Raw genomic sequence first — 25,927 nt, 5'->3', positions numbered from 1 at the left:
CGGCAAACACCGCAGGACCGGCGACGAGGAGGTCGGAATGACGCAGGCGCCCGCCGAAGCGATGATGGCGCGCGACCGCGCATCCCGGGCACTCGGCATGGTCGTGGTTCAATCGGAACCCGGCGCGGCCACGGTCAGGATGCTCGTCCGCGACGACATGCTGAACGGCTTCGACGTCACGCATGGCGGCTTCGTCTTCGCGCTCGCCGACACGGCGTTCGCCATCGCCTGCAACGAGGACGAGCGGATCACGCTCGCCGCCGGGGCAGACATCGTCTTCCTCGCGCCGACCACATCCGGGCAGACCCTCACCGCGACGGCACGCGTGCGGGCACGCAGCGGACGCACCGGCGTCTACGACGTGACCGTGACCGACGACGACGGCCGACCCGTCGCGGAGTTCCGCGGCCGCAGCCACACGACCACGCGCACGGCCTGACGCCGGCCCAGCACCACCACGCACCACCCATCCACCTGAAGCACCACGGAGGTCCCGATGTCGACGACGACACCGACCATGCCGGCCTTCCGCCCACCGGCGGCCGACGAACTCGACCAGGAGGAACGCCTCGACCGCGACGCCCTCCGCGCCCTGCAGCTCGAACGGCTGCAGTGGACGGTGCGCCACGCATACGAGAACGTGCCGCTCTACACCGCCAAACTGGATGCGGCCGGCGTCCGCCCCGCCGACATCCGCAGCCTCGACGACGTGGCGCTGCTCCCGTTCACCACCAAGGAGGACCTGCGGCAGACGTACCCGTTCGGGATGTTCGCCGTGCCCACGGAGCGGATCGCGCGCATCCACTGTTCCTCCGGTACGACGGGACGCCCGACGGTCGTCGGCTACACCGCCGGCGACCTCGACCGCTGGGCGTCGCTCGTCGCGCGCTCGCTGCGGGCCGCGGGCGTCCGGCCCGGGATGCGCGTGCACAATGCGTACGGGTACGGCCTGTTCACCGGCGGCCTCGGCGCGCACGCGGGCATCGAGAAGCTGGGCGCGACGGTCATCCCGATGTCGGGAGGCCAGACCGCCAAGCAGGTGCAGCTCATCCAGGACTTCGAACCGGATGTGATCCTCTGCACCCCCAGCTACCTGCTCACGATCGCAGACGCGATGGTGGAGGCCGGGATCGACCCGCGCACCACCAGCCTGCGCGCAGCGGTGCTCGGTGCCGAGCCGTGGACCAACGCCATGCGCCTCGAACTGGAGGAACGGCTCGGCATCGACGCCCTCGACATCTACGGCCTCAGCGAGGTGATGGGTCCGGGCGTCGGCAGCGAGTGCCTGGAGACCAAGGACGGCCCGCACATCTGGGAGGACCATTTCCTGCCGGAGGTGGTCGACCAGGAGTCCGGCGCCGTGTTGCAGGACGGCAGCCCGGGCGAGCTGGTCTTCACCAGCCTCACCAAGGAGGCCTTCCCCGTGCTGCGCTACCGCACCCGCGACCTCACCCGGCTGCTCCCCGGCACCGCGAGGCCCGGAATGCGCCGGATGGAGAAGGTGACGGGCCGCGACGACGACATGATCATCCTGCGCGGGGTGAACCTGTTCCCGACCCAGATCGAGGAGCTGGTGCTCGGCATCGACGACCTCTCCCCGCACTTCGTCCTCGAACTCACCCGGCCGGCGTCCCTGGATGTGCTGACCGTGCGCATCGAGTCCCGTTCTGGCGCGAGTCCGGATGCGGCGGACCGGGCCTGCGCGCTGCTCGTGCAGCGGGTGAAGGAGAGGGTGGGCGTGACCGTGAACGTCGCGCGCGAGGAACCGGGCACGCTGGAGCCGAGCGCTGGCAAGCAGAAGCGGCTGTACGACCTGCGGTAGGCGTCGCGGCGTGAGCGTCGCGTGCCGGCATCCGGCGTGGGCGTCGCGTGCCAGACTGGGGAGTCATGACTGAGACCGAGATCCGACGGGGCCGCCCCGGCTACGACCAGCGCGGCATCCTCGAGGTCTCCGTCGCGGCGTTCAACGAGCACGGCTACGACGCCACCTCCATCGGGATGCTCGCCGAACGTCTCGGCCTGTCCAAGTCGGCCATCTACCACCACGTCTCGTCCAAGGACGAACTGCTGGAGCTGGCCCTCGGAGAGGCCCTCGACAGCCTGGAGGGCGTGCTCGCGGAGAGCGGCGCGACCACCGGCCCTGCCGCCGACCGTCTCGCGCACGTGCTGCGTGGCGCTGTGCGCGTGCTCGTCGACAAGCTGCCGTATGTGACACTGCTGCTGCGCGTGCGCGGCAACACCGAGGTGGAGCGGGCGGCACTGTCCCGCCGCCGCGCCTTCGACAGGGCGGTCGCGGCTCTCGTGGTCGAGGCCCGCGACGAGGGTTCGCTGCGCGCCGACCTCGACCCCGGCATCGTCTCCCGCCTCCTCTTCGGCATGATCAACTCGATCGCCGAGTGGTACCGCCCCGGCGGCCCGGAAGACGCCGAGCAGCTCGCCGCCGACGTGCTGACCGTCGCCCTCGACGGCCTCCGCGTGCCGTAGCCGCGCCTCCGCGCTCCGTTCCAGCGGAGTTCCGCCGCGCCACGCCGCCGAACGTTCCGCTCTAGCGGAGTTCGAGCGACGCATCCCGTCGCGGTTCCGTTCAAGCGGAGTTTCGGGCGGCGTACTGCGGGAGGTGCTGGTGGCGCGGAGTCTCCGCTGCTGCGGAGATGCGGGCCGGATCGCGCGGGATCTCCGCATGAGCGGAGGTGAGTGCGGCGTGGCGCGGCGGAACTCCGCTCGGAGCGCCGGCTACTCCTTCGCCACCAGCGTCAGCACGTCGTACGTCGCCACCGTCTCGTCGTGCTGGTTGTGGATGACAGCGTCCCAGCGCACCTCGCCGTATTCGTCGGTCTCGCGCGGGGTGATCTGCTTGGCTGTCAGCGTCACCCGGATGCTGTCGCCCGGCACCACCGGCGTGAGGAAGCGCAGGTTCTCCAGACCGTAGTTCGCGAGCACCGGTCCGGGCGCCGGGTCGACGAACAGCCCCGCCGCCCAGGACACGAGCAGGTAGCCGTGGGCCACCCTGCCGGGGAAGAACGGGTTCGCGGCCGCAGCCTCCTCGTCCATGTGCGCGTAGAAGGTGTCGCCCGTGAACGTCGCGAACGTCTCGATGTCGTCGAGCGTCACCCTGCGGCTCTTCGACTCCACCTGGTCGCCGATGGTCAGGGTCGACAGCGCCTTGCGGAACGGGTGTACCCCCTCTGCGCTCGCCGTCGCCCCCTGGTGCCACACACCGGTCACCGCGGTCAGCAGCTCGGGGGTGCCCTGGATCGCGGTGCGCTGCATGTGGTGCAGCACCGCCCGGATGCCGCCCAGCTCCTCGCCGCCTCCTGCCCGGCCCGGTCCGCCGTGCACGAGGTGCGGCATTGGGGAGCCGTGGCCGGTGGAGGTGCGCGCATCGTCGCGGTCGAGCAGCAGCACGCGGCCGTTGGAGGCGGCGATCCCGCCCACCAGCTCGCGCGCGATGGCCGGATCGTGGGTCGCGACGCTGGTGACGAGCGAGCCTCCGCCGCGCGCGACCAGGCGCACGGCATCCTCCGTGCTGTCGTAGCTCAGGATGCTCGCGACAGGGCCGAACGCCTCGACCGTGTGCACCGCATCCACGTCGGGGTCGGCGAAGCGGAGCAGGAGGGGCGCGACGAACGCGCCGTCGTCCGCCGGTCCTGTCGTGCCGTCCGCACGCAGCACGTCGGGGGTCGCGAGGTCGCCCACGACGATCTCGCCGCCCGCGTCGACCAGCCTGTGCACCTGGCGCAGCACCTCGTCCCGCTGCGCGAGCGACGCGAGCGGCCCCATCGTCACGCCGTCCGCGCGCGGGTCTCCGATCACCACCCGCTGCCGGATGCGGTCCCGCACAGCATCCACCAGGTCGCCGACCGCCGCGGCCGGCACGATGGCCCGGCGGATCGCGGTGCACTTCTGGCCCGATTTCGCCGTCAGCTCGGTCACCAGCTGCTTCACGTACGCGTCGAACTCCGGCGTGCCCGCCCCGGCGTCCGCGCCGAGCACCGACGCGTTGATCGAGTCCGTCTCGCTCGTGAAGCGCACCCCTCCGGTCTGCACGGAGTCGTGCGCCCGCAGCTTCTCCGCGGTCGAGGCCGATCCGGTGAACGCGACGATGTCGCCGAGCCGCAGGTGCTCGAACAGGTCGGGGACGCCGCCGGACACCAACTGCAGCGAACCGGCGGGCAGCAGCCCGGTCTCGTCCAGGATGCGCACCATCGCCTCGGCGACGTAGCCGGTCGGCGTCGCGGGCTTCACGACGGTCGGCACCCCGGCGAGGAACGCGGGCGCGAACTTCTCCAGCGCACCCCAGACCGGGAAGTTGAACGCGTTGATCTGCACGGCGACGCCCGGCAGCCGGGTGTAGATGTGTCTGGCGAGGAACGACCCGTCCGCCGAGAGCGACTCGACGGGACCGTCCAGGTAGACCTGACCGTTCGGCAGCTCGCGGCGTCCCTTCGACGAGAAGGTGAACAGCACGCCGATGCCACCGTCGATGTCGATCCAGGAGTCTGTCTTCGTCGCGCCGGCCCTGCTCGACAGTGCGTACAGTTCGTCCTTCCTCGCGGTCAGCGCCTGGGCGAACTGCTTGAGCAGCACCGCCCGCTGATGGAAGGTGAGCTCGCCGAGCGACGCCTGCCCGACGGTGCGGGCGTACTCGAGCACTCCGGCCAGGTCGAGCCCGGCGGTGCTCACCCGGGCGACGAGCTCGCCAGTGGATGCGTCGCGCACCTCCGCGGCGTCGGCGGCGTCCGCCTCGGCCGGCGTCCACCACCCGCCCATCACGTAGCTGGGCATGATGTCGTGCTGGCTCATCGGTGAACCTCCGGTGTGGCTGGGGTGGTGGTCGGTGTGGCTGTGGTGGCCGGTGCGGCGCTGGCGGGCGCACCCTGCGCATCCGGCCAGTCGTAGAAGCCGCGCCCGGACTTCCGCCCGAGCCGCCCCTCCGCGACCATCGTGCGCAGCAGTGCCGGGGGCTCGAAGCGCGGGCCGAGGTGTTCGTGCAGGTACTCGGCGATGCCGAGCCGCACATCCAGGCCGACCAGGTCGGTCAGCCGCAGCGGCCCGACCGGATGCTTGTAGCCGAGGACCATCGCCGCGTCGATGTCGTCGGCGCTCGCGACGCCGTCTTCGAGCATCCGGATCGCCTCCAGCCCGAGCGCGACGCCGAGGCGCGACGAGGCGAAGCCGGGGGCGTCCGCGACGGTGATCGGCGTCTTGCCGATCGCGGAGACCCAGCCTTGGGCCGCCGCGACCACCTCGGGCAGCGTCGCGGCGCCGGTGACCACCTCGACGAGCGCAGACGCGGGGACCGGGTTGAAGAAGTGCATCCCGAGGAAGCGGCCGGGGGAGCGGAGGTCGGCGGCCAGCTCGTCGATGGAGATGGACGACGTGTTGCTGGCGAGCACGGCGCTGTCGGCCAAGGCGCTCTCCGCCCGGAGGAGCGCGTCCGCTTTGAGCGACCGGTCCTCCGGCACCGCCTCGATCACCAGACCGCAGGCGGCGAAGCCGCCCACGTCGGTCGCGGTCTCGAGCCGTGCCTCCAGGTCGTCGGCGCCGAGCGCGGTCGTGCCACGCTGCACCGATGCCTCGACGGCACTCTGGATGCGCGCCCGCGCAGCGTCGGCCGCCTCGCCGTCGCGCTCGACCACCGTCACGGTCGCCCCTGCCAGCAGGAACGCATGCGCGATCCCCGCGCCCATCCGCCCTCCGCCGAGCACGCCGACCCGGTCGGGCACCCTCACCTGCTCACGAACCCTCACCTGCTCAGCCACGTCGCTCATGCGCGCCGCCTTCGCTCCAGGAACGCCGTCATCCGCCGCAGCTTCTCCGGCGACTCGAACAGCACCGCCTGCGCGTCCGCCTCCGCAGCCGGATGCTCGGAGCGCGGCGCGTGGAACACCGCCTTGGTGTAGCGCGTCGCCAGCCGGTCGTTGGCGGCGATTCGGTCGGCGAGCGCGTGCGCGGCGGGGAGCAGCGCATCCGGTTCGTGCAGTTCGGTGACGAGCCGCGCGGCCAGCGCCTCCTCGCCGTTCAGGATGCGCCCCGCCAGCACGATCTCCTTCGCCAGCGGTTCGCCGACCAGCTCGGCCAGCCGCCAGAGCGCACCGGCTGCTGCGATGATGCCGAGTCCGGTCTCCGGGTTGCCGATGCGCAGCCGGGGAGTGCCGATGCGGAAGTCGGCCGCGTACGCCAGCTCCGCCCCTCCGCCGAGCGCATAGCCGTCGAGCGCGGCGATCACGGGCAGCGGCAGCGCGGCGATCCTGCCGAACACTGTGGCGTTGATGAGGAGGCGCGCGTCGGCGGCCGTGCGCTCGCGCAGCTCGGCGATGTCTGCGCCGGACGCGAACACGCCGTCTCCGCCGGTCACGATCAGGATGCGCGGCTCCGCCTCCAGGGCGGCGCACACCTCGTGCAGGTCGTCGACCATCCGCTGGTCGATCGCGTTCCTGGTCTCCGGCCGGTTCAGACGTACGACGACGCGGTCGTCCGCCTCCTCGACCAGGAGGGTGCGCATCCCGTTCATGCTGCCTCCACGATCATCGCCGCACCCTGCCCGACGCCCACGCACATCGTGGCGAGCCCGTACTGCGAGCCTTCCCGTTCCATCCGGCCGAGCAGCGTCACCAGCAGCCGCGAGCCGCTGGAACCCAGCGCGTGGCCGAGTGCGATGGCCCCGCCGTCGGCGTTGACGCGGTCTTCGTCGAGCCCAAGCCGCCGGATGCACGCGAGCGCCTGGCTCGCGAACGCCTCGTTCAGCTCGATGCTGCCCAGCTGCCCGAGCTCCAGGCCGGAGCGTTCGAGCGCCTTGTTCACGGCGGGCACCGGTCCGAGCCCCATGATCTCCGGAGCGACGCCGACGCTCGTGCCGACGACCACGCGCGCCCGCGGCGTGAGCCCGTAACGGGCGACGGCGTCAGCGCTCGCCACGACGATCGCGGACGCTCCGTCGTTGAGCGGCGACGCGTTGCCGGCGGTGACCACGCTGCCGCCTGCCACCACCGGACGGAGCCCGGCCAGCGCATCCAGAGTCGTGTCGCGCCGGATGCTCTCGTCGGCCGTGACGGAGCCGCGGGGCGTCTGCACCGGCACGATCTCGTCGGCGAACCGTCCGGCGTCCGTCGCCGCTGCCGCGCGCTGGTGGCTGCGCAGCGCGAACGCGTCGGCGTCCTCCCTGCTGATGCCGTCGATGCGGGCCACCTCCTCCGCCGTCTCCGGCATCGAGTACGTCGCCTTGTCCCGTTCGAGGAAGCGCGGGTTGGTGAACCGCCAGCCGATGGAGGTGTCGAACTGGGGGCCCGGCTTGGCGAACGCGCGTTCCGGCTTGCCCTGCACCCACGGCGCCCTCGTCATCGACTCGACACCGCCGGCGACCACGATGTCCGCGTCGCCCGCCCGGACCGCTTGCGCCGCCATCGTGACCGCCGAGAGCCCGGATGCGCAGAGCCGGTTCACCGTGACGCCCGGCACCGCATCCGGCAGCCCGCCGAGCAACGCGGCCATGCGGGCGACGTTGCGGTTGTCCTCTCCCGCCTGGTTGGCCGCGCCGAGGATCACCTCGTCGATGGTCTGCGGGTCGACGCCCGCGCGCCGCACCGCCTCGGCGACGACGAGAGCGGCCAGGTCGTCTGGGCGCACGCCGCTGAGGGCTCCGCCGTACCGTCCGACCGCCGTGCGGACTCCGCCGACCAGGTAGGCCTCGGTCATCGTGCTGCCCCGTCTTCCTGTCGTTCGCCATCGAGCGACGTCGGCCAGAATTACCGACCGAACGTTCAGGAAGTAATCTTTTCAGACGCGGCCGCTCACCACAACTCCGCCGGTATGCTGTGGCGCATGAGCGACGGCGACTGGACCATCCACCTCGGCGAACTGGACGAGAAGATGGGCGTCCGCATCCTGGAGCAGTCGGCGGAGCGCGTGGTCGCCACGATGCCAGTGGAGGGCAACCGCCAGTCGTTCGGGCTGCTGCATGGCGGGGCGTCCGTCGCCTTCGCCGAGGCACTCGGCTCCTGGGCGGCCGTCATCCACGCGGGTCCAGGACGCACCGCTGTGGGCGTCGACATCAACGCCACCCACCATCGCTCGGCCCGCAGCGGCCTGGTCACCGGCGTCGCCACGGCCATCCGGCTGGGCCGCACGGTCGCCTCCCACGAGATCGTCGTCACCGACGAGGACGGCAACCGCCTCTGCACCGCGAGGATCACCAACCTGATCCTGGACAAGCCCGAGTAGCGGCCCCGACAGCAGGCCCGGCAGCGCCCTCAGCGCAGGTCGTGGTCCTCGAACACCAGCGAGGTTTTCGTATCCCGCACGGACGGGATTGCCGGCAGCTCCTCCAGCACCACCCTGCGCAGGTCTTCGTTGTCGCGCGCCCGCACGAGCAGGATCACGTCGAAGTCCCCGCCGACCAGGGCGAAGTGCTCCACCTCCGGGATGGCGCGCAGGGTGTCCCGCAGTTCGTGCCACGACGCCTGCTCCACCCGCATCGTCACGTACGCCGACGACGCCCGCCCGGAGAGCCGGGGGTCGACCTTCGCCGTGAACCCGGTGATCACGCCGTCTTCGATCAGCCGCGAGAGCCGGGTGTACGCGTTCGCGCGGGAGACGTGCGCCGCCTCGGCGACCGCGGTGATGGAGGCGCGGCCGTCGGCGCGGAGCGCGTCGAGGATGCGGGTGTCGATGTCGTCCATGTCTGTCAGACAGTTTGACACGCACATCGCCCATCCGCACCCGTTCGTCTCGAAAACGGCGGACATCTGGCGCAGCGAATCCAGCCGAGTCATTCTGAGAGACAGCGACGTCTTTCAAAGGAGAACGGATGCACGCCGACGACCTGCTGCCGCGCGCCACCCCGGTGCGGCTGATCGATCAGGATGGTTCGTCCCACGAGGACGACCAGTACCCCACCCCGTCCACCGAGCGGATGCTCGACGGCTATCGCAAGCTGGTCATCGGCCGCCGGATCAACGACCAGGCCAACGCTCTGGTGCGCCAGGGCCGCCTGGCCGTCTACCCGTCGTCGCACGGCCAGGAGGCCTGCGAGGTCGCGGCGGCGATGGTGCTCGGCGACCAGGACTGGCTGTTCCCCACCTACCGTGACACTGTCGCGGTCATCACGCGAGGCGTCGACCCGTTCGACGCGTTCCTGCTGCTGCGCGGAGACTGGCACTCCGGCTACGACCCGCACGAGCACAACGTCGCCCCGCAGGCCACCCCGCTCGCCACCCAGCTGCTGCACGCCGTCGGCTTCGCGCACGCGGCCAGGATGCGCGGGGAGGACACGGTCGTCCTCGCCATCTGCGGGGACGGCGCGACCAGCGAGGGCGACTTCCACGAGGCTCTGAACTTCGCCGCCGTCTTCCATCTGCCCGTCGTCTTCCTCGTGCAGAACAACGGCTACGCCATCTCCGTGCCGCTCAGCAGGCAGACCGCTGCGCCGAGCATCGCGCACAAGGGCGTCGGCTACGGGATGCGCGGCCGCCAGGTCGACGGCAACGACCTCGCCGCCCTGCTCGCCGTGCTCGGCGAAGCCGTCGACGAGGCCCGGGACGGCGGAGGCCCGACGCTCGTGGAGGCGCTGACCTACCGCATCCAGTCGCACACCAACGCCGACGACGCCACCCGCTACCGCAGCGACGACGAGGTGACCCCGTGGCTCGCCCGCGATCCGCTGGCGCGGGTGCGCACCTGGCTGCGGGCGATGGATGCGCTGAGCGACGGAGACGAGGTCGAGCTGCAGGCCCACGCGGAGCGGGTCGCCAGCGACCTGCGCCAGGCGATCAACGCGGAGGCCGAACCGCATCCGGAGGACCTGTTCGCCCACGTCTACGCCACGCAGACCCCGCAACTGAAGGAGCAGGCCGCGCAGCTGGCCGACGAGCTCGCTCGCCAGCAGGCAGGAAACGCAGACCAGGAGGCAGCCCGATGACGCTCATGCACGACGCCCCGGCCGACCACGGCACGGCTCCGGCCACGACCACGATGTCGATGGCTCAGGCCATCAACCGCGCGCTCGCCGACGCCCTCGACGCCGACCCGGCAGTCCTCGTCTTCGGCGAGGACGTCGGCGTACTCGGCGGCGTCTTCCGCATCACCGACGGCCTCGCGGCCCGCTTCGGCGAGACCCGCTGCTTCGACACCCCTCTCGCGGAGGCCGGCATCGTCGGCACCGCCGTCGGCATGGCCATGAACGGGATGCGGCCGGTGGTCGAGATGCAGTTCGACGCGTTCGCGTACCCGGCGTTCGAGCAGATCGTCGATCACGTCGCCAAGATGGGAAACCGCACCAAGGGGGCCGTGCGGCTGCCGATGGTGATCCGCATCCCGTACGCGGGCGGCATCGGCGGCGTCGAGCACCACTCGGACTCGTCGGAGTCGTACTACGCCCACACGCCGGGGCTCACGGTGGTGTCGCCGGCCAACGCGCAGGATGCGTACGGCCTGCTGCGCGCATCCATCGCCTCGCCGGACCCGGTGGTGTTCCTCGAACCGAAGAAGCTGTACTGGTCGACGGGCGAGGTCGACGTCACGGCGCCGCTCCCGCAGCTGGGCTCCGCGCGCATCGCCAGGGAGGGCACGGACGCGACGCTCATCGCATATGGCCCGAGCGTGCCGGTCGCGCTCGCCGCAGCCGAGGCGGCGGAGGAGGAGGGCCGCAGTCTGCAGGTGGTCGACCTGCGCAGCCTGGTGCCGTTCGACGACGAGACCGTGTGCGCCGCCGTACGGTCCACGGGTCGCGCCGTGGTGATCGCGGAGGCGCCCGGCTTCGCCAGCATGGCCAGCGAGATCGCCGCCCGCGTCTCGGAGCGCTGCTTCCACGTGCTCGAAGCTCCCGTGCGCCGGGTGACCGGTTTCGACACACCGTTCGCCCCGCCGAAACTCGAGAAGTTCTACCTGCCGGGGGTCGACCGCATCCTCGACGCCGTCGACGACCTGCAGTGGGAGGACGCATGAGCGCCCAGGTCTTCCGCCTCCCCGACCTCGGTGAAGGACTCACGGAGGCCGAGCTGGTCCGCTGGCTCGTCGCCGTCGGAGACGCGGTCGCCGTCGACCAGCCGATCGCCGAGGTGGAGACGGCCAAGTCGGTCGTGGAGGTGCCGTCGCCGTTCGGGGGCGTCGTCGCCGCGCTGCACGGGGAGGAGGGGGAGGCGCTCGCCGTCGGAGCCCCGCTGATCGAGGTCACGGAGCAGCAACCGGATGCGGTTCCCGCGCCCGACCCGGAGGCCACAGGAGGATCCATGGGTGGGTCCACCGGAGGCTCCGGAAACGTCCTCGTCGGCTACGGCACCACCGAGCTGCGCCACTCCGGCCACCGCAGGGTGCGCCGCACGACCATGCCGTCGTCCACGCTGACGCCGTCCAGGTCCGGGCCGGTGGCGGTCATCTCGCCGGTCGTTCGCACGCTCGCACGCACGCACGGGATCGACCTGTCCACGGTGCGCCCGACGGGCGAGGGCGGCGTGATCACCCGCCGCGACGTGGAGGCGGCGTTCGCGGCGACCCCTCCCGTGGACACCGCACCGGCCACCGCAGCGCCTGCCACCGTCGCACCCGCCACCGCGGCACCCACCGTCGACCAGCGCACGGGCCTCGCGCTCCGCGCATCCACCCCGTTCTCGCTGTTCCGCCGCACTGTCGCCGCGAACATGACCCGCAGCAGGTCCGAGATCCCCGAGGCGACCGTGTGGGTCGACGTGGACGCCACCGAGCTCTGGGACGCGCGGCGCCGGCTGCGCTTCGGCGACCGAACCCCGTCCCTCCTGTCGTTCGTCGCCCGGTTCACGCTCGCGGCGCTCGCCCGGCGTCCCGAGCTGGCCGGACGGGTCACCGCCGACGGCGCAGGGATCGACACCTTCGACGGCGTGAACCTCGGCTTCGCCGTCGACTCTCCGCGCGGGCTGGTGGTCCCGGTGGTCCGTCGCGCGGACAGAATGACCATCCGCGAGCTCGACGGCGCGTTCGACAGGCTCACCCGCGACGCCCGCGCCGGCTCGCTCGCCCCTGCGGAACTGACAGGCTCCACCTTCACCATCAACAACTACGGCAGCCTCGGTGTCGACGGCAGCGCGGCGATCATCAACCACCCGGAGGTCGCGATCATCGGCATCGGCCGGATGATCGAGCGTCCGTGGGTGGTCGACGGCGCCGTCGTGCCCCGCCGCATCGCCCAGCTCTCGCTGGTCTTCGACCACCGGGTCACCGACGGGGGAGTGGCGGCCGGGCTGCTGCGCGACATCGCGGACGCGATGGAGTCCCCGCTCGCCCTGCTCGCCGACGCCCCGCCCGCCTGAGCACCCCGCCCGCCTGAACGCCTCGCCCGCCCGAGCCGCACCCACCCCTTCGGCCCCCGGCCGACCGGGCGTACGCTGTCGCCATGACCGACAAGAAGCCGGAAGACGACGACTACGACCTCTCCATCGAGAAGGAGGTGGCGCCGGAGGAGAACATCCCCTGGCTGCCGCACCCGACCCCCGCGGACGGCGACGCGCCCGCCCCCTGACCCCGGTTCGCGGACGTCGGCGGCGCGCAGCGACGAGCCACCTGCCTCTAGGCTTGATCGGTGAACGCTGACAGGAGACGGGCCTTCCCCGTGTGGCTGGCCATTGTCTTCGCCGTCGTCTGCGGAGCGGGTGTCGCCCTCCAGTCGCGCGTCAACGGCGAGCTGGGCGCGCGCATCGGCGACGGCTTCACCGCCGCCGTCATCTCGTTCGGCTCCGGCCTGCTCATCCTGCTCGTCGCGCTCGCGGTGGCTCCTGCCGGGCGACGGGGCCTCGGCAGAGTGCTGCGCGCCCTGCGTGGGCGGGAGCTGCGCTGGTGGTACGTCTGCGGAGGCGCGGCCGGCGCCTTCCTCGTGCTGTCGCAGGGGCTCACCGCCGCCGTGCTCGGCGTCGCCCTGTTCACCGTCTCGATCGTCGCGGGGCAGACCGTGAGCGGGCTCGTCCTCGACAGGATCGGGATCGGCGCAGGCGGCAAGCGTGCACTCACGCCCGCGCGGGTCGTCGGGGCCGCGCTCGCCCTCGTGGCCGTCACCTGGGCGGTCTCGTCCCAGTTCGGCAGCGGCGTCCCGGTCTGGATGATGGCGCTCCCGCTGATCGCCGGACTCGGCATCGGCTGGCAGCAGGCCGTGAACGGGCAGGTCCGCGTGGTCGCGGAGAGCGCCCTGACGGCCACGTTCATCAACTTCGTCGTCGGCACGACGGTCCTGGTCGTGCTGATGGTCGTCCACTCGTCCATCGTCGGCTGGCCGACCGCGCTGCCGACGGAGCCCTGGCTCTATGTCGGCGGCGCGATCGGCTGCATCTTCATCGCGGGGGCCGCACTGCTCGTCCGGGTGCTCGGCGTGCTGGTGCTCGGTCTCGCCACCGTGGCCGGCCAGCTGCTGACCGCGCTCCTGCTCGACCTGCTGGCGCCGAGCGCCGCGCATCCCGTGGCGCTGTCGACGGTGGCCGGCACCGTGCTGGCGCTCGTCGCGGTGGCCGTGGCGAGCATCCGGTGGGGGAGCCCGGCCGGGCGCGGGGACGCTACGAAAGCGTCGTGAGGTAGCGCTCGGGGTCGACCGCCTTGCGGTGGCTCTCCTTGGAACCGTCCGGAATGCCGCCGACGTAGAGCCAGCCGAGCAGCCGCTCGTTCTTCTTCAGGCCGTGCATCGCGTGGACGGCCTTCGACCTGGTGTGGTGGCCGGTGCGCCAGATCACGCCCCAGCCCGCATCGTGCAGCAGCAGGCTCAGGATGTGCGCGACGCCGGATGCGACGGCGTCCTGCTCCCAGCCCGGCACCTTGTCGCTCTTACTGCGCACGGCGACGATCGCCAGCAGCAGCGAGGCGCGGTGCGTCTTCGCCACGAGCTTCTCCGCGTCTTTGCCCGAGACGCGTGCGTCCTTCGCGAACGCGGCGCCGAGGCGGTCGCGGGCCTCCCCGCGCAGCTCGATCACGCGCCACGGGTGCAGGGCGCTGTGGTCGGCCACCCGGCCGGCAGCCGCCACCAGGGGGAGCAGCTCCTCGTGGGTCGGCGCCGCCTCCGTCACTCGCGAGTACGAGCGACGGGAGGCGACGGCGTCGACCAGGTCTGTCACGCCTGCTCGCCCTCGGTGAAGTTGAGGGACAGCGAGTTCATGCAGTACCGGTCGCCGGTCGGGGTGCCGAAGCCGTCGTCGAAGACGTGTCCGAGGTGCGAGCCGCAGGTGGCGCAGCGGACCTCGGTGCGCACCATCCCGAGGCTGTTGTCCTCGAGCAGCTGCACGGCGTCCGGGCGAACGGACTCATAGAAGCTGGGCCAGCCGCATCCGGAGTCGAACTTGGTGCCCGACTTGAACAGCTCGGCTCCACAGGCGGCACAGGTGTAGAGACCGGCGCGGCTCTCGTCGAGCAGTTCGCCCGTCCACGGCCGCTCTGTTCCCGCCTCACGCAGCACGGCGTACTGCTCCGGGCTGAGCTCCTTACGCCACTCGTCTTCGCTCTTGGCGACGTCGTACTCCATGCGTGTTCCTTTCGTCGTTTCTCCACACTAAACGGAGGAGAGGGCACCGCTGTTCCCTGTTTCGTCCCGAGAACCGCCGCGCGCCGAAAGGCCAACACACAGAAACCCGCAAATAGGATGAACCGCGAACGCAGGAGCGGCGGCACGACCGACAGGCATGAAGGGATCATGGTGGCGAACGCGGCAGACGACCGGGCATCCATTCAGCGCCCAGACGGCCTGAGCGAGCGGGACGTCGCGATCCTCGCGTTCGAGCGGCAGTGGTGGCGGCATGCCGGCGCCAAGGAGCAGGCCATCCGTGAGGAGTTCGGCCTGTCGGCGGCGCGGTACTATCAGCTGCTCGGTGCGCTGATCGACCAGCCAGCCGCTCTGCAGCACGACCCCATGCTCGTCAAGCGCCTGCTCAGACTGCGCGAGGCGAGAATGGCCGCCAGAAGCTCCCGGACGCTCGCGTCCGACGACTGAGGACCACCGACACGATGGCAGAGAAGTACCCCAAAGACCGTTTCGACGCGATTCCGGACGACCTGAACCGCGTCGGCGCGCATCGCGCGCCCCGTGCGAAAGGGCGCGGCTGGATCGGCTTCGGCTGGGCGGCGCTCGCCACCATCGTGCTGATCGGCGCTGGAGTCTTCGGGCTCTCGCTCGTCAACGGCAGCATCTCCTTCCACGGCACGCCGGGCACCAGCTCGGCCTCCAAGACGCCGACGCCGTCTCCGACGCCGACCATCGTGCCGACGATCGACCCTGCGCTCACGGTCAACGTGCTCAATGGCACGGCGACGGAGGGTCTCGCGCAGGCGGCCGGCACCAAGCTCACCGCGGCCGGCATCAAGGTGGGCGCGCTCGCTAACGCGGACAAGACCGACCTGACGCAGACCGTCGTCTACTACTCCGACCCGAAGAACGCGGGGGCGGCGCTCGGCGTCGCCCAGGCGCTGCCGGGAGCCACCACCGCCGAGACGCAGGACTACGCGGACACCGGCGCCGATATCACAGTCGTGCTGGGAAGCAACTTCACCGGCTGACGATTTCGGTCCGTCCCGTATTGTTTCGGGCGTGTTTAACTTCTGACGGTTTCCGGTCATTTCCCGTCTTTTTGCCGAAATAGCTGGTGTTTACGTGCATTGAAAGCATTAGTATCTGGATTCAACGCGCCGGTGATGGGCCGTCGCTACGAAACACAGCAATAGGAGTTATGCATGGCGAACGGAACCGTGAAGTGGTTCAACGCTGAAAAGGGCTACGGATTCATCACCGTCGACGACGGGGGACAGGACGTGTTCGTCCACTACTCCGCCATTGACATGAACGGCTACAAGGTCCTCGAAGAGGGTCAGCAGGTCGTGTTCGAAGTCGGCAGCGGACAGAAGGGCCCGCAGGCTGAGTCGGTGCGTCCGGCGTAGCACGCAGCAACCAACCTGGCGGAGCGTCGTCCCTGAAGGGGCGGCGCTCTCCTGTTTAACTCCTCTCTCCGTGTCTGCTGTCGGCGGACTCACCTTGCACTCGGCTGCCCCGAGTGCCAGAATCGCTTTAGCACTCCATCTGATCGAGTGCTAACCGTTCGCATCTTTCGCAGACGTCCGGGAGGGACGAGAAACAACCATGGCAAAGATCATTGCTTTCGACGAGGACGCCCGCCGCGGCCTTGAGCGCGGCCTCAACATCCTGGCCGACACCGTCAAGGTGACGCTGGGCCCGCGTGGCCGCAACGTCGTTCTCGAGAAGAAGTGGGGCGCCCCCACGATCACCAACGACGGCGTTTCCATCGCGAAGGAGATCGAGCTCGACGACCCGTTCGAGAAGATCGGCGCGGAGCTCGTCAAGGAGGTCGCCAAGAAGACCGACGACGTCGCCGGTGACGGAACCACCACCGCGACCGTTCTCGCTCAGGCGCTCGTCAAGGAAGGCCTCCGCAACGTGGCCGCCGGCGCAGACCCCATCACCCTGAAGCGTGGCATCGAGAAGGCCGTCAAGGCCGTCACCGAGGAGCTCATCGCGAGCGCCAAGGAGGTCGAGACCAAGGAGGAGATCGCTGCGACCGCATCCATCTCCGCCGGAGACACCACCATCGGCGACATCATCGCCGAGGCGATCGACAAGGTCGGCAAGGAGGGCGTCGTCACCGTCGAGGAGTCGAACACCTTCGGCACCGAGCTCGAGCTGACCGAGGGCATGCGCTTCGACAAGGGCTACCTGTCGCAGTACTTCGTCACCGACCAGGACCGCCAGGAGGCGGTGTTCGAAGACCCGTACATCCTCATCGCCAACCAGAAGATCTCCAACATCAAGGATCTGCTGCCGATCGTCGACAAGGTGATCCAGGCCAACAAGCAGCTCCTGATCATCGCGGAGGACGTCGACGGCGAGGCCCTGGCCACGCTGATCGTCAACAAGATCCGCGGCATCTTCAAGTCGGTCGCCGTCAAGGCTCCCGGCTTCGGCGACCGCCGCAAGGCGCAGCTGCAGGACATCGCCATCCTCACCGGTGGCCAGGTCATCTCCGAGGAGGTCGGCCTCAAGCTCGAGAACGTCACCCTCGACCTGCTCGGTCAGGCACGCAAGGTCGTCATCACCAAGGATGAGACCACCATCGTCGAGGGCGCGGGCGACCCCGAGGCCATCGCGGGACGCGTCGCTCAGATCCGCAACGAGATCGACAACACCGACAGCGACTACGACCGTGAGAAGCTGCAGGAGCGCCTGGCGAAGCTCGCCGGCGGTGTCGCGGTCATCAAGGCCGGAGCAGCGACCGAGGTCGAGCTCAAGGAGCGCAAGCACCGCATCGAGGACGCCGTCCGCAACGCGAAGGCAGCCGTCGAAGAGGGCATCGTCGCCGGTGGTGGCGTCGCCCTCATCCAGGCGGGCAAGACCGCTTTCGAGAAGCTCGAGCTCACGGGTGACGAGGCCACCGGCGCGAACATCGTCAAGGTCGCCATCGAGGCTCCGCTCAAGCAGATCGCCATCAACGCAGGCCTCGAGGCCGGCGTCGTGGTCGAGAAGGTCCGCAACCTCCCGGTCGGACACGGCCTCAACGCCGCGACCGGCGAGTACGTCGACATGCTGGCCACCGGCATCAACGACCCGGTGAAGGTCACCCGCTCGGCCCTGCAGAACGCAGCGTCGATCGCCGGCCTGTTCCTCACCACCGAGGCGGTCGTCGCCGACAAGCCGGAGAAGAACCCGGCCCCGGCCGGCGACCCCACCGGCGGCATGGACTTCTAAGTCCTACCCAGCACCACGAAGAGGGCGTCTCCCGCACGGGAGGCGCCCTCTTTCGTCGTATCCGTCGTGTCCGTCGTGTCCGTCGTGCCCGGCGCATCCATCGGCGAGATGCCACGAACTGTCGCGAAACGCCCGGGATACGGCGCAGTTACTGGTATCTCGCGGGCCGCGGCGTGGCCGAGGGCAGGCGGGTCAGGCGGACGGGGTGGGGGCCGCGGTCTCTGCGAGGGGGAGGGAGACGCGGAAGGTGGCGCCGCCGCCGTCCGTCTCGACGACCTCGACGGTGCCGCGGTGGGCGGCGACGATCGAGGAGACGATGGCGAGGCCGAGGCCGCTGCCACCGGTCTCGCGGGCGCGGGACGTGTCTGCGCGCCAGAAGCGCTGGAAGATCTTCTCGCGGATCTGCGGCGGGATGCCGTCGCCGTGGTCGCGCACCTCCAGGATCGCGCGGCCGGTGAGATGGTTCACCTGCACCATGATCTCGATCGGGGTGCCCTCCGCGGTGTAGCGGAGCGCGTTGCCCATCAGGTTGGTGACCACCTGGCGCAGCTTGTTCTCCTCCGCGAGCACGATGGCGGGCTCAGCCGGAACGGGCTGGTGCAGCACCACCTTCTCCGCGGTGGTGACCGGCATCGGCTCTGTGCTGCCCGGGCGGCGGGAGCGGCCACGGCGCAGGCGCGCGAGCGTCGCACCCGCGAACGCGATCGGTCCCGTGGCGTTGCTGACGCGCGCCGCCTGGTCCTGGATGGGCATCGGGACCGTGTCGACGCCCGGTTCCTCCGGACCGAACTCGGGGGCGGCGATCGGGTCGGGGGTGATGACGGTGACGACGCGGCCGGGGGCGCCGGCCATCGCATCCATTGCCGCGTCCTGGGCGATGCGCACCAGGTCGACGGGATGCAGATCGAGCGGCTTGGTCTCGTCGAGGCGGGCGAGTTCGAGCAGGTCTTCCACCAGGCCGCCCATCCGGATGGCCTCCTTCTCGATCCTGTCCATCGCCTGCGCGACGTCCTCCGGGGTCTGCAGGGCGCCCATCCGGTACAGCTCTGCGTAGCCGCGCACGGAGACGAGCGGGGTGCGCAGCTCGTGGCTGGCGTCCCCGACGAAGCGGCGCATCTGCTCGATGGTCCTCGCGCGGTCGTTGAACGCGCGGTCGATGCGGTTCAGCATCGTGTTGAGGGAGCGGTTGAGGCGACCGACCTCGGTGTTGGGGGTGGCGCCGCCGAGGCGCTGGCTGAAGTCGCCGTCCGCGATGGCCGCCGCCGTCTGCTCCACCTCCCGCAGCGGGGAGAACGTCGTGGTCACGAGCATCCGGGTGAGCCCGGCGCCGACGATGATGACGATCACGCCGAAGCCGAGGAAGATCGCGAGGAAGCTCGCCATCACGGTGTCGATCTGCGAGGTGGTCGTCGCGACGATGGCCGTGCCGAGCGCGCCGGGCGGGTTGGTCAGCGTGACCGTCGTGGCCAGCGCGCGGTATGCGGTGTGGCCGTCATTGCTGAGCAGCGGGTAGCCACCGGAGGGGAGGAGCTTGCTCTCCGGCACCGTCAGCGACTTGGGGACGGCGGGCCGGTGGGCCTCCGGGATGTTGGACCAGTTGGTCCTCACCAGGTTGCCGTCTGCGTCGTACAGCGCGGCGAAGTAGTCGGACGGGCTGGCGTCCGTCGCGATCTTCTCGCTGTCGGCCGATGTGCCGTAGAGGTAGGTGTTGAGGTAGCTGCCGCCCGACGCAGCGGACAGCTGCGCATCCAGCTGGTCGAGCAGCACGGGCTTCAGCATCGACATGGTGCCGATGCCCGTCACGAGCAGGCCGAGGGTCAGCATCAGCACGGTCACGCCGGTGATCTTGGTGCGCAGGGAGATCGCGTTCCATCGATCGAGTAAGCGTGTGTGCATGAGGCCGCCAGTTTACGCAGCCGAAGCTGTGCCAGGCATGTGGAGGAGCCTGGTCAGACCTTTGCGGCCTTCAGCATGTAGCCGAACCCGCGCTTGGTCTGGATGAGCGGCTCGCTGGAGTGCGCATCCACCTTGCGGCGCAGGTAGGAGATGTAGGACTCGACGATGCCCGCGTCTCCGTTGAAGTCGTACTCCCAGACGTGGTCGAGGATCTGCGCCTTCGACAGCACACGGTTGGGGTTGAGCATGAGGTAGCGCAGCAGCTTGAACTCGGTGGGGCTGAGCTCGATGGCGGTGTCGCCGACGAACACCTCGTGGGTGTCCTGGTCCATCGTCAGCTCGCCGGCGCGGATGACCGCGTCTTCGTCCGCCTGCATCGTGCGGCGCAGGATGGCCTTGATGCGGGCGACGATCTCGTCGAGGCTGAACGGCTTGGTGACGTAGTCGTCGCCGCCGACGGTGAGGCCGGTGATCTTGTCTTCCGTGTCGTCCTTGGCCGTCAGGAACAGGATGGGCGCGGTGTACCCGGCGCCGCGGAGGCGCTTGGTGACCCCGAAGCCGTTCATGTCGGGGAGCATCACGTCGAGGATGATGAGGTCTGGTTCCTCTTCGAGGACCGCGGAGATGGCCTGCGCGCCGTTGCCAACCGCGCGCACGGCGAACCCTGCGAAGCGGAGGCTGGTGGTGAGCAGGTCGCGGATGTTGGGCTCGTCGTCGACGATCAGGATGCGAGGTCCGGCGTTCATGGCTCCTAGTATCTGCGCGTTGGCTGAATCCTGCCTGTGAGCGCTCGGTGTGGGATTGGTGTGAGGGTCTGGCGGGTGCCGAGGGAACAGTGGATGCTGGGAGCAGCCGTCGCGAGGAGGATCCCCATGTCGAAGCCCACCGTCGTCATCGCCGGAGCAGGACTGGCAGGAGCCACCGTCGCCACCGAGTTGCGCGAGCGCGGATTCGACGGCCGCATCCTGCTGTTCGGCGCGGAGGAGCACCACCCGTACATCCGGCCGCCGCTGTCGAAGGAGTACCTGAAGGGCGAGGCGGAACGCTCGGAGGGGGACGTGCATCCGGAGGGGTGGTACGCGGCGAACGACGTCGAGTTCCTGCCGGAGACCACCGCGAACTCGTTCGATGCGGCTGCGCACGAGCTGTTCCTCGACGGAGGGGCGAGGATCACGTTCGACAGCCTGGTGATCGCGACCGGCGCGAGCCCGCGGAGGCTGAGCGTGCCCGGTGCAGGGCACGGGGCGGTGTTCACCCTGCGCACGGTCGAGGACAGCGAGTGGCTGCGCTCCGCGCTCGAGGTGGGAGGCCGCCGCGTGGTGATCGTCGGCTCCGGCTGGATCGGACTCGAGGTCGCCGCGGCGGCGCGCGGCTACGGGAACGACGTGACCGTGGTCGGCAGCTCCGCCGTGCCGCTCAGTTCCGCGATCGGCCCCGAGCTCGGCCGCGTGTTCGAGCGGCTGCACACCGACAACGGCGTCTCGTTCCGCAATGCGGCATCGGTGGTCGCGATCGACGGAGCGGACGACGGCCCCCGCGAGGTGGTCACCGGTAGCGGGGAGCGCATCCCGGCCGACCTGGTGGTCGTCGGCGTCGGCGCGGTGCCCAACACCGCCATCGCCGAGCGGTCCGGCCTCTCCGTCGACAACGGCATCCCGGTCGACCAAGGGATGCGCACGGCGGCGGAGGACGTCTTCGCGGCCGGAGACGTGGCCAACCCGTTCCTCCCCGTCATCGGCCGGCACCTCCGGAACGAGCACTGGGCGAACGCCATCGCCGGCGGCACCGTCGCGGCGCGCAGCGTGCTCGGCGAGGCGGCGAGCTACGACGACATCCCGTACTTCTACTCCGACCAATACGATCTGGGGATGGAGTATTCGGGATACAGCCCGCTGGCCGCCGACGCCAGGGTCGTCTACCGCGGAGACGTCGACAGGCGCGAGTTCGTGGCGTTCTGGCTGCGCAACGACCGCGTGATGGCCGGGATGAACGTCAACGTCTGGGATGTGAACGACCAGGTGCAGCGCCTGATCCGCTCCGGCGAGCGCGTCGACGCCGCACGCCTCACCGACGAGAGCGTGGACCTTGCCGCGCTCTGAGATGTATCTGCCCCCGCTCCGCATCCCCGTCCGCACCATCGGCGCCCGCACCTTCGACTTCTCCCGCCGCGTCGCAGTGATGGCCGTCGTCAACCGCACGCCGGACTCGTTCTTCGACCGGGGGAGGACCTTCGCCCTCGACAAGGCCGTGCAGGCCAGCTTCCGCGCTGTCGAGCTGGGCGCGGACTGGGTAGACATCGGCGGCGTCCCGTTCGCCCCCGGCGACCCCATCCCGGTGGAGGCGGAGGCCGACAGAGTGGTACCGGTGGTGGCCGAGCTGCGGGCGGGGTCGGACGTGGTCATCTCCGTGGACACCTTCCACGCCGAGGTCGCCCGCCGCGCCATCGCAGCCGGCGCGACCGTCGTGAACGACACGACCGGCCTCAGCGACCCGCGCCTGGTGTGCGTGGTCGCCGACAGCGATGCCACGCTCGTCATCACCCACAGTCTCGCCGCGCCGCGCACGTTCTACCCGCGGCCGCACTACGACGACATCGCCGCCGAGGTCGCCGCCTTCCTGCTCGGCCGGGTGGAGGTTGCGCTCGCCGCGGGCATCCCGGAGGAGCGGATCATCGTCGATCCGGGGCACGACCTCAACAAGAACACGCTGCACTCGCTGGAGCTCACCAGGAGGCTCAGCGAGATCGCCGACCTCGGATACCCGACCCTCGCCGCCGTCTCCAACAAGGACTTCATCGGAGAGACCTTGGATGCGCCGCGCGATGCCCGCCTGGAAGGCTCGATCGCCGCCGCGGTCGTCTCCATCGTCAACGGAGCGAGGATCATCCGGATGCACGACGTGGCCGCCTCCGTCGCCGCTGCGCGCATGACGGAGGCCATCCTCGGGCTGCGCGAGCCCGCATACCTGACGCACAACATGGGGGACGTGAATGAGTGACGCAGCCATCGCCAAGGTCTATCCGCTGCCCGCGGCGGAGGGGCTCGGAGACGACGACCTCGCCGCCCTCTACAGCGATGGCGTCGGCGACGAGCCGTGGCTGCGCGTCAACTTCGTCAGCAGCGTGGACGGCGCCGCGACACACCAGGGCCTGTCCGGCGGGCTCTCCGACGAGGCGGACAAGCGCGTGTTCGGCATCCTGCGCCGCCTCTGCGACGTGGTGGTCGTCGGCGCGGGCACTGTGCGGGCGGAGGGGTACGCGGCGATGCGGGTGGGAGCGGTCTCCGAGCGCTGGCGCGTTGCGCACGGGCTGAGCGCGCATCCGGTCTTCGCCATCGTCTCGGCGAGCCTCGACCTCGACCCGGCGAGCCCGATCTTCCAGGATGCGCCGGTGCGCCCGATCGTGCTCACCACCGAGATCGCCAGGCACGACACCCGCGAAGCGCTGTCGGAGGTGGCGGACGTGGTGGTCTGCGGCCGCCAGCGCGTCGAGGTGGATGCGCTGGTGCGGGTGCTCGCGGAGCGCGGCCTCGGCCGCATCCACTGCGAGGGAGGCCCGCACCTGTTCGGCGACCTGATCGCGTCCGGCGAGCTGGACGAGCTGTGCCTCACGATCAGCCCGCGGCTGGAGGCGGGGGTGGCGACGCGGATCGCCTCCGGCGCGTCGCCGATCGTGCCGGTCGGCCTGAAGCTCGCCCACACGCTCGTCTCCGGCGACACGCTCCTGCTGCGCTATGTCAGGCGCTGAGCAGCCCGGCGCTGAGCCGGCTGGCGCTGAGCCGCCCGCCGTGGACGCCGCCCTCGCGCGGCGGCTGATCGACAGCCAGTTCCCCGCGTGGCCCGCCCTGCCCATCCGGCCGGTGGAGCTGGACGGCTGGGACAACCGCACCTTCCGGCTGGGGGATGCGCTGAGCATCCGGATGCCGAGCGGCCCGTGGTATGCGGAGCAGGTGGCCAAGGAGCAGCAGTGGCTCCCGCGCCTCGCGCCGCTGCTGCCGCTGCCCATCCCGGTGCCGGTCGCTGCGGGCGAGCCGGAGTTCGGCTACCCGTACCCGTGGTCGGTCTACCGCTGGCTCGACGGACGCCCGGCGGCGCTCGACGGCATCGGCGACCCGGTGGCGTTCGCGGAGGCGGTCGGGTCGTTCCTGGTGGCGCTGCGGGCCTGTCCGACCGACGGGGCGCCGCGCCCCGGCCGCCACAACTTCTTCCGCGGAGACCCGCCAGCGGTCTACGGCGACGAGACCCGCGCCGCCATCGCCGCGCTCGCCGCCGCCGGCGACCCCATCGACACTGCGGCGGCCACCCGCGTCTGGGCGGAGGCCGAAGACGCCACCTGGCACGGCGACCTGGTGTGGTTCCACGGCGACATCGCGGTCGGCAACCTGCTGATGCGCGACGGCGCGCTGGCGGCGGTGATCGACTTCGGCACTTCGGGCGTCGGCGACCCGGCGTGCGACCTGGCGCTGGCCTGGACGACGCTGGAGGGCGAGGCGCGGGATGCGTACCGGCGGGTGCTGGGCGTCGACGACGCGATGTGGGCGCGCGGGAAGGGGTGGGCGCTGTGGAAGGCGCTGATCACGCTGCGCGACGACCCGCGGGATGCGGGGGCGCGGGTGACCGCGGAGCGGGTGCTGGCGTGAGCCGCCCTACCGCCCCTGCACCCGGCTAGCCGCGCCTACGCCGCCAGCGCGTGCGCATCCAGGATCGTGTACGAGTACCCCTGCTCCGCCAGGAACCGCTGCCGGTTCTGCGCGAAGTCCTGGTCGACCGTGTCGCGCGACACCAGCGTGTAGAAGTTGGCGGACAGGCCGGACTCCTTCGGCCGCAGCAGCCGTCCGAGGCGCTGCGCCTCCTCCTGGCGGGAGCCGTAGGAGCCTGACACCTGGATGGCGACCGTCGCCTCCGGCAGGTCGACGGAGAAGTTGGCGACCTTGCTCACTACCAGCACCTCCGTCGTGCCCTCGCGGAACTCCTGGTAGAGCCGTTCGCGCTCGTCCACCGGGGTCGCGCCCGTGAGCGACGGAGCATCCAGGGCCTCCGCCAACTCGTCGATCTGGTCGAGGTACTGGCCGATGACCAGGATGCGCTCACCCTTGTGGCGCTCGACCAGCTGGCGCACCACATCCAGTTTGGCGGGGGCCGTGGCCGCGAGGCGGTAGCGCTCGTCGTCGGCGGCAGCGGCGTAGCTGAGGCGGTCGGAGGCGGGCAGGTCGATGCGCACCTCGTAGCAGGCGGCGGGGGAGATGAAGCCCTGGGCCTCGATCTCCTTCCACGGAGCGTCGAAGCGCTTCGGGCCGATGAGGCTGAACACGTCGCCCTCCCTGCCGTCCTCGCGCACCAGCGTTGCCGTGAGGCCGAGGCGGCGGCGGGCCTGCAGCTCGGCGGTGAGCTTGAACACCGGGGCGGGCAGCAGGTGCACCTCGTCGTAGACCACGAGGCCCCAGTCCATCGCGTCGAGCAGCGCGAGGTGCGCGTACTCGCCTTTCCGCTTGGCCGTGAGGATCTGGTAGGTGGCGATGGTGACCGGCTTGACCTCCTTCACCTGACCCGAGTATTCGCCGATCTCCTCGGCGGTCAGCGTGGTGCGCTTGAGTAGTTCGTCGCGCCACTGGCGGGCGGAGACGGTGTTGGTGACCAGGATGAGCGTCGTGGTCTTCGCGGTCGCCATCGCGCCGGCGCCGACGAGGGTCTTGCCCGCGCCGCAGGGCAGCACGACCACGCCGGATCCGCCGTCGAAGAAGTTGTCGACGGCCTTGTGCTGGTAGTCGCGCAGCTTCCAGCCGTCCTCCAGCAGGTCGATCGGATGCGGGGTGCCCGGCGTGTATCCGGCGAGGTCCTCTGCCGGCCAGCCGAGCTTCACCAGCTCCTGCTTGAGCTGGCCGCGCGCCCACGCCTCGACCACGAAGGTGTCTGCATCCCGTCGTTCGAGCAGCAGCGGGGCGATCCGCTTCGCTCCGGCCACCTCGGTGAGCACCGGCAGGTCGGTGGAGCGCAGCAGCAGCACGCCGTCGTCGTCGCGCTCGATCACGAGCCTGCCGTAGCGCGCGACGGTCTCCGCCATGTCGACGGAGACGGTCTGCGGGATGGGGAACTTCGAGTACCGCTCCAGCGTGCCGAGCATGTCCTCCGCCGTGTGCCCGGCCGCGCGGGCGTTCCACAGCCCGAGGCGGGTGATCCGGTACGTGTGGATGTGCTCGGGTGCGCGTTCCAGCTCAGCGAACACGGCGAGGTCGTGCCGTGCGTCTTCGGCCGATGGATGCGCGACCTCCAGCAGGACGGTGCGGTCGCTCTGGACGATCAGGGGGCCATCTGACATAACCGCTGAGTCTACGCCCGCTTTCCTTG

27 protein-coding genes are annotated in these 25,927 nt (G+C 70.5%); 17 read left to right on the top strand and 10 right to left on the bottom strand.

Features of this window, described 5'->3' with window-relative positions:
- Nucleotides 1-37 precede the first annotated feature (37 nt).
- From paaI to ACN6M5_RS07890, 3 genes are all read left to right on the top strand, one after another.
- Nucleotides 38-439 (top strand): hydroxyphenylacetyl-CoA thioesterase PaaI, encoded by a 402-nt coding sequence (gene paaI, locus ACN6M5_RS07900; RefSeq protein ID WP_434949183.1) that lies wholly within the window; start codon nucleotides 38-40, stop codon nucleotides 437-439.
- Between the two features lie 57 nt (nucleotides 440-496).
- Entirely contained in the window at nucleotides 497-1,822 is a 1,326-nt protein-coding gene (gene paaK, locus ACN6M5_RS07895; RefSeq protein ID WP_434949182.1) for a phenylacetate--CoA ligase PaaK, read from the top strand.
- 65 nt (nucleotides 1,823-1,887) lie between these two features.
- On the top strand, nucleotides 1,888-2,484 hold the full coding sequence (locus tag ACN6M5_RS07890) for a TetR/AcrR family transcriptional regulator (protein WP_085371277.1): 597 nt from the start codon (nucleotides 1,888-1,890) through the stop codon (nucleotides 2,482-2,484).
- 249 nt (nucleotides 2,485-2,733) lie between these two features.
- Here ACN6M5_RS07890 and paaZ read toward each other — a convergent pair whose 3' ends face one another.
- From paaZ to ACN6M5_RS07870, 4 genes are read right to left on the bottom strand one after another with little or no spacing between them, the layout of a single operon-like run.
- Nucleotides 2,734-4,803 carry a phenylacetic acid degradation bifunctional protein PaaZ gene (gene paaZ / locus ACN6M5_RS07885; protein WP_434949181.1) on the bottom strand — a complete coding sequence of 690 codons (2,070 nt, stop codon included), beginning with the start codon at nucleotides 4,801-4,803 and terminating at the stop codon, nucleotides 2,734-2,736.
- Nucleotides 4,800-5,771, bottom strand: coding sequence for a 3-hydroxyacyl-CoA dehydrogenase family protein (locus ACN6M5_RS07880; protein WP_434949180.1), 972 nt, complete (start codon nucleotides 5,769-5,771; stop codon nucleotides 4,800-4,802). Before ACN6M5_RS07880 ends, paaZ begins: the two co-directional genes overlap by 4 nt.
- Nucleotides 5,768-6,514, bottom strand: coding sequence for an enoyl-CoA hydratase/isomerase family protein (locus tag ACN6M5_RS07875; protein ID WP_434949179.1), 747 nt, complete (start codon nucleotides 6,512-6,514; stop codon nucleotides 5,768-5,770). Before ACN6M5_RS07875 ends, ACN6M5_RS07880 begins: the two co-directional genes overlap by 4 nt.
- Complete coding sequence (locus ACN6M5_RS07870; protein ID WP_434949177.1) at nucleotides 6,511-7,695, bottom strand: thiolase family protein; 1,185 nt, start codon at nucleotides 7,693-7,695, stop codon at nucleotides 6,511-6,513. The genes ACN6M5_RS07875 and ACN6M5_RS07870 overlap by 4 nt, the downstream gene beginning before the upstream one ends.
- Nucleotides 7,696-7,821: 126 nt before the next feature.
- Here ACN6M5_RS07870 and ACN6M5_RS07865 point away from each other — a divergent pair, with 126 nt between their 5' ends.
- Entirely contained in the window at nucleotides 7,822-8,220 is a 399-nt protein-coding gene (locus ACN6M5_RS07865; protein ID WP_168689907.1) for a PaaI family thioesterase, read from the top strand.
- Nucleotides 8,221-8,249: 29 nt separating this feature from the next.
- Here the strand turns inward: ACN6M5_RS07865 and ACN6M5_RS07860 are convergent, their stop codons facing one another.
- Nucleotides 8,250-8,678, bottom strand: a complete 429-nt coding sequence (locus ACN6M5_RS07860; RefSeq protein WP_085371283.1) for an Lrp/AsnC family transcriptional regulator — start codon at nucleotides 8,676-8,678, stop codon at nucleotides 8,250-8,252.
- A gap of 128 nt (nucleotides 8,679-8,806) precedes the next feature.
- Between ACN6M5_RS07860 and pdhA the strand changes: the two genes are divergently transcribed.
- The 5 genes from pdhA (at nucleotide 8,807) to ACN6M5_RS07835 (ending at nucleotide 13,525) form a co-directional block, all read left to right on the top strand.
- The gene (gene pdhA / locus ACN6M5_RS07855; protein ID WP_434949176.1) at nucleotides 8,807-9,916 is read left to right on the top strand and encodes a pyruvate dehydrogenase (acetyl-transferring) E1 component subunit alpha; all 1,110 of its coding nucleotides are present in this window, start codon (nucleotides 8,807-8,809) and stop codon (nucleotides 9,914-9,916) included.
- Nucleotides 9,913-10,941 (top strand): alpha-ketoacid dehydrogenase subunit beta, encoded by a 1,029-nt coding sequence (locus ACN6M5_RS07850; protein ID WP_434949175.1) that lies wholly within the window; start codon nucleotides 9,913-9,915, stop codon nucleotides 10,939-10,941. The genes pdhA and ACN6M5_RS07850 overlap by 4 nt, the downstream gene beginning before the upstream one ends.
- Nucleotides 10,938-12,278 carry a dihydrolipoamide acetyltransferase family protein gene (locus ACN6M5_RS07845; protein ID WP_434949173.1) on the top strand — a complete coding sequence of 447 codons (1,341 nt, stop codon included), beginning with the start codon at nucleotides 10,938-10,940 and terminating at the stop codon, nucleotides 12,276-12,278. The genes ACN6M5_RS07850 and ACN6M5_RS07845 overlap by 4 nt, the downstream gene beginning before the upstream one ends.
- 83 nt (nucleotides 12,279-12,361) lie before the next feature.
- On the top strand, nucleotides 12,362-12,487 hold the full coding sequence (locus tag ACN6M5_RS07840) for a hypothetical protein (RefSeq protein WP_281727766.1): 126 nt from the start codon (nucleotides 12,362-12,364) through the stop codon (nucleotides 12,485-12,487).
- A gap of 60 nt (nucleotides 12,488-12,547) precedes the next feature.
- Complete coding sequence (locus tag ACN6M5_RS07835; RefSeq protein ID WP_434949171.1) at nucleotides 12,548-13,525, top strand: DMT family transporter; 978 nt, start codon at nucleotides 12,548-12,550, stop codon at nucleotides 13,523-13,525.
- Here the strand turns inward: ACN6M5_RS07835 and ACN6M5_RS07830 are convergent.
- Together ACN6M5_RS07830 and msrB are read right to left on the bottom strand one after the other, a co-directional pair.
- Nucleotides 13,509-14,060: a nitroreductase family protein gene (locus tag ACN6M5_RS07830; RefSeq protein ID WP_434949170.1), complete on the bottom strand. Its 552-nt coding sequence runs from the start codon at nucleotides 14,058-14,060 to the stop codon at nucleotides 13,509-13,511. The two genes, ACN6M5_RS07835 and ACN6M5_RS07830, sit on opposite strands and share 17 nt — an antisense overlap.
- Nucleotides 14,057-14,464 (bottom strand): peptide-methionine (R)-S-oxide reductase MsrB, encoded by a 408-nt coding sequence (msrB, locus tag ACN6M5_RS07825; protein WP_168689901.1) that lies wholly within the window; start codon nucleotides 14,462-14,464, stop codon nucleotides 14,057-14,059. Before msrB ends, ACN6M5_RS07830 begins: the two co-directional genes overlap by 4 nt.
- A gap of 168 nt (nucleotides 14,465-14,632) precedes the next feature.
- Between msrB and ACN6M5_RS07820 the strand changes: the two genes are divergently transcribed.
- The 4 genes from ACN6M5_RS07820 to groL all read left to right on the top strand — a co-directional run bounded on the left by ACN6M5_RS07820 (nucleotide 14,633) and on the right by groL (nucleotide 17,689).
- Nucleotides 14,633-14,929 carry a DUF3263 domain-containing protein gene (locus ACN6M5_RS07820; RefSeq protein WP_143466008.1) on the top strand — a complete coding sequence of 99 codons (297 nt, stop codon included), beginning with the start codon at nucleotides 14,633-14,635 and terminating at the stop codon, nucleotides 14,927-14,929.
- Between the two features lie 14 nt (nucleotides 14,930-14,943).
- Complete coding sequence (locus ACN6M5_RS07815; RefSeq protein WP_434949168.1) at nucleotides 14,944-15,492, top strand: LytR C-terminal domain-containing protein; 549 nt, start codon at nucleotides 14,944-14,946, stop codon at nucleotides 15,490-15,492.
- Nucleotides 15,493-15,666: 174 nt separating this feature from the next.
- Nucleotides 15,667-15,870 carry a cold-shock protein gene (locus ACN6M5_RS07810; protein WP_055895205.1) on the top strand — a complete coding sequence of 68 codons (204 nt, stop codon included), beginning with the start codon at nucleotides 15,667-15,669 and terminating at the stop codon, nucleotides 15,868-15,870.
- Nucleotides 15,871-16,069: 199 nt separating this feature from the next.
- Nucleotides 16,070-17,689, top strand: a complete 1,620-nt coding sequence (groL, locus tag ACN6M5_RS07805) for a chaperonin GroEL (RefSeq protein ID WP_168689899.1) — start codon at nucleotides 16,070-16,072, stop codon at nucleotides 17,687-17,689.
- 192 nt (nucleotides 17,690-17,881) lie between these two features.
- Here groL and ACN6M5_RS07800 read toward each other — a convergent pair whose 3' ends face one another.
- The gene (locus tag ACN6M5_RS07800) at nucleotides 17,882-19,585 is read right to left on the bottom strand and encodes a sensor histidine kinase (RefSeq protein WP_434949165.1); all 1,704 of its coding nucleotides are present in this window, start codon (nucleotides 19,583-19,585) and stop codon (nucleotides 17,882-17,884) included.
- 53 nt (nucleotides 19,586-19,638) lie between these two features.
- On the bottom strand, nucleotides 19,639-20,331 hold the full coding sequence (locus ACN6M5_RS07795; RefSeq protein ID WP_055895214.1) for a response regulator transcription factor: 693 nt from the start codon (nucleotides 20,329-20,331) through the stop codon (nucleotides 19,639-19,641).
- 126 nt (nucleotides 20,332-20,457) lie between these two features.
- Between ACN6M5_RS07795 and ACN6M5_RS07790 the strand changes: the two genes are divergently transcribed.
- From ACN6M5_RS07790 to ACN6M5_RS07775, 4 genes are read left to right on the top strand one after another with little or no spacing between them, the layout of a single operon-like run.
- Nucleotides 20,458-21,684 carry an NAD(P)/FAD-dependent oxidoreductase gene (locus ACN6M5_RS07790; RefSeq protein ID WP_434949164.1) on the top strand — a complete coding sequence of 409 codons (1,227 nt, stop codon included), beginning with the start codon at nucleotides 20,458-20,460 and terminating at the stop codon, nucleotides 21,682-21,684.
- A gap of 1 nt (nucleotide 21,685) precedes the next feature.
- On the top strand, nucleotides 21,686-22,582 hold the full coding sequence (folP, locus tag ACN6M5_RS07785; protein WP_434949163.1) for a dihydropteroate synthase: 897 nt from the start codon (nucleotides 21,686-21,688) through the stop codon (nucleotides 22,580-22,582).
- Nucleotides 22,575-23,330, top strand: a complete 756-nt coding sequence (locus ACN6M5_RS07780) for a pyrimidine reductase family protein (RefSeq protein WP_085370739.1) — start codon at nucleotides 22,575-22,577, stop codon at nucleotides 23,328-23,330. The genes folP and ACN6M5_RS07780 overlap by 8 nt, the downstream gene beginning before the upstream one ends.
- Nucleotides 23,317-24,222 (top strand): aminoglycoside phosphotransferase family protein, encoded by a 906-nt coding sequence (locus ACN6M5_RS07775; protein WP_434949161.1) that lies wholly within the window; start codon nucleotides 23,317-23,319, stop codon nucleotides 24,220-24,222. The genes ACN6M5_RS07780 and ACN6M5_RS07775 overlap by 14 nt, the downstream gene beginning before the upstream one ends.
- A gap of 35 nt (nucleotides 24,223-24,257) precedes the next feature.
- Here ACN6M5_RS07775 and ACN6M5_RS07770 read toward each other — a convergent pair whose 3' ends face one another.
- Nucleotides 24,258-25,898, bottom strand: a complete 1,641-nt coding sequence (locus ACN6M5_RS07770) for a DNA repair helicase XPB (protein WP_085370737.1) — start codon at nucleotides 25,896-25,898, stop codon at nucleotides 24,258-24,260.
- Between the last annotated feature and the right edge of the window lie 29 nt (nucleotides 25,899-25,927).

Origin of the sequence: Leifsonia araucanica, from assembly GCF_051161895.1 — a bacterium.
Taxonomy (GTDB): domain Bacteria; phylum Actinomycetota; class Actinomycetes; order Actinomycetales; family Microbacteriaceae; genus Leifsonia.
Note: the sequence above shows the minus strand (reverse complement) of the source record. Positions and strands in the feature narration are given on the sequence as shown.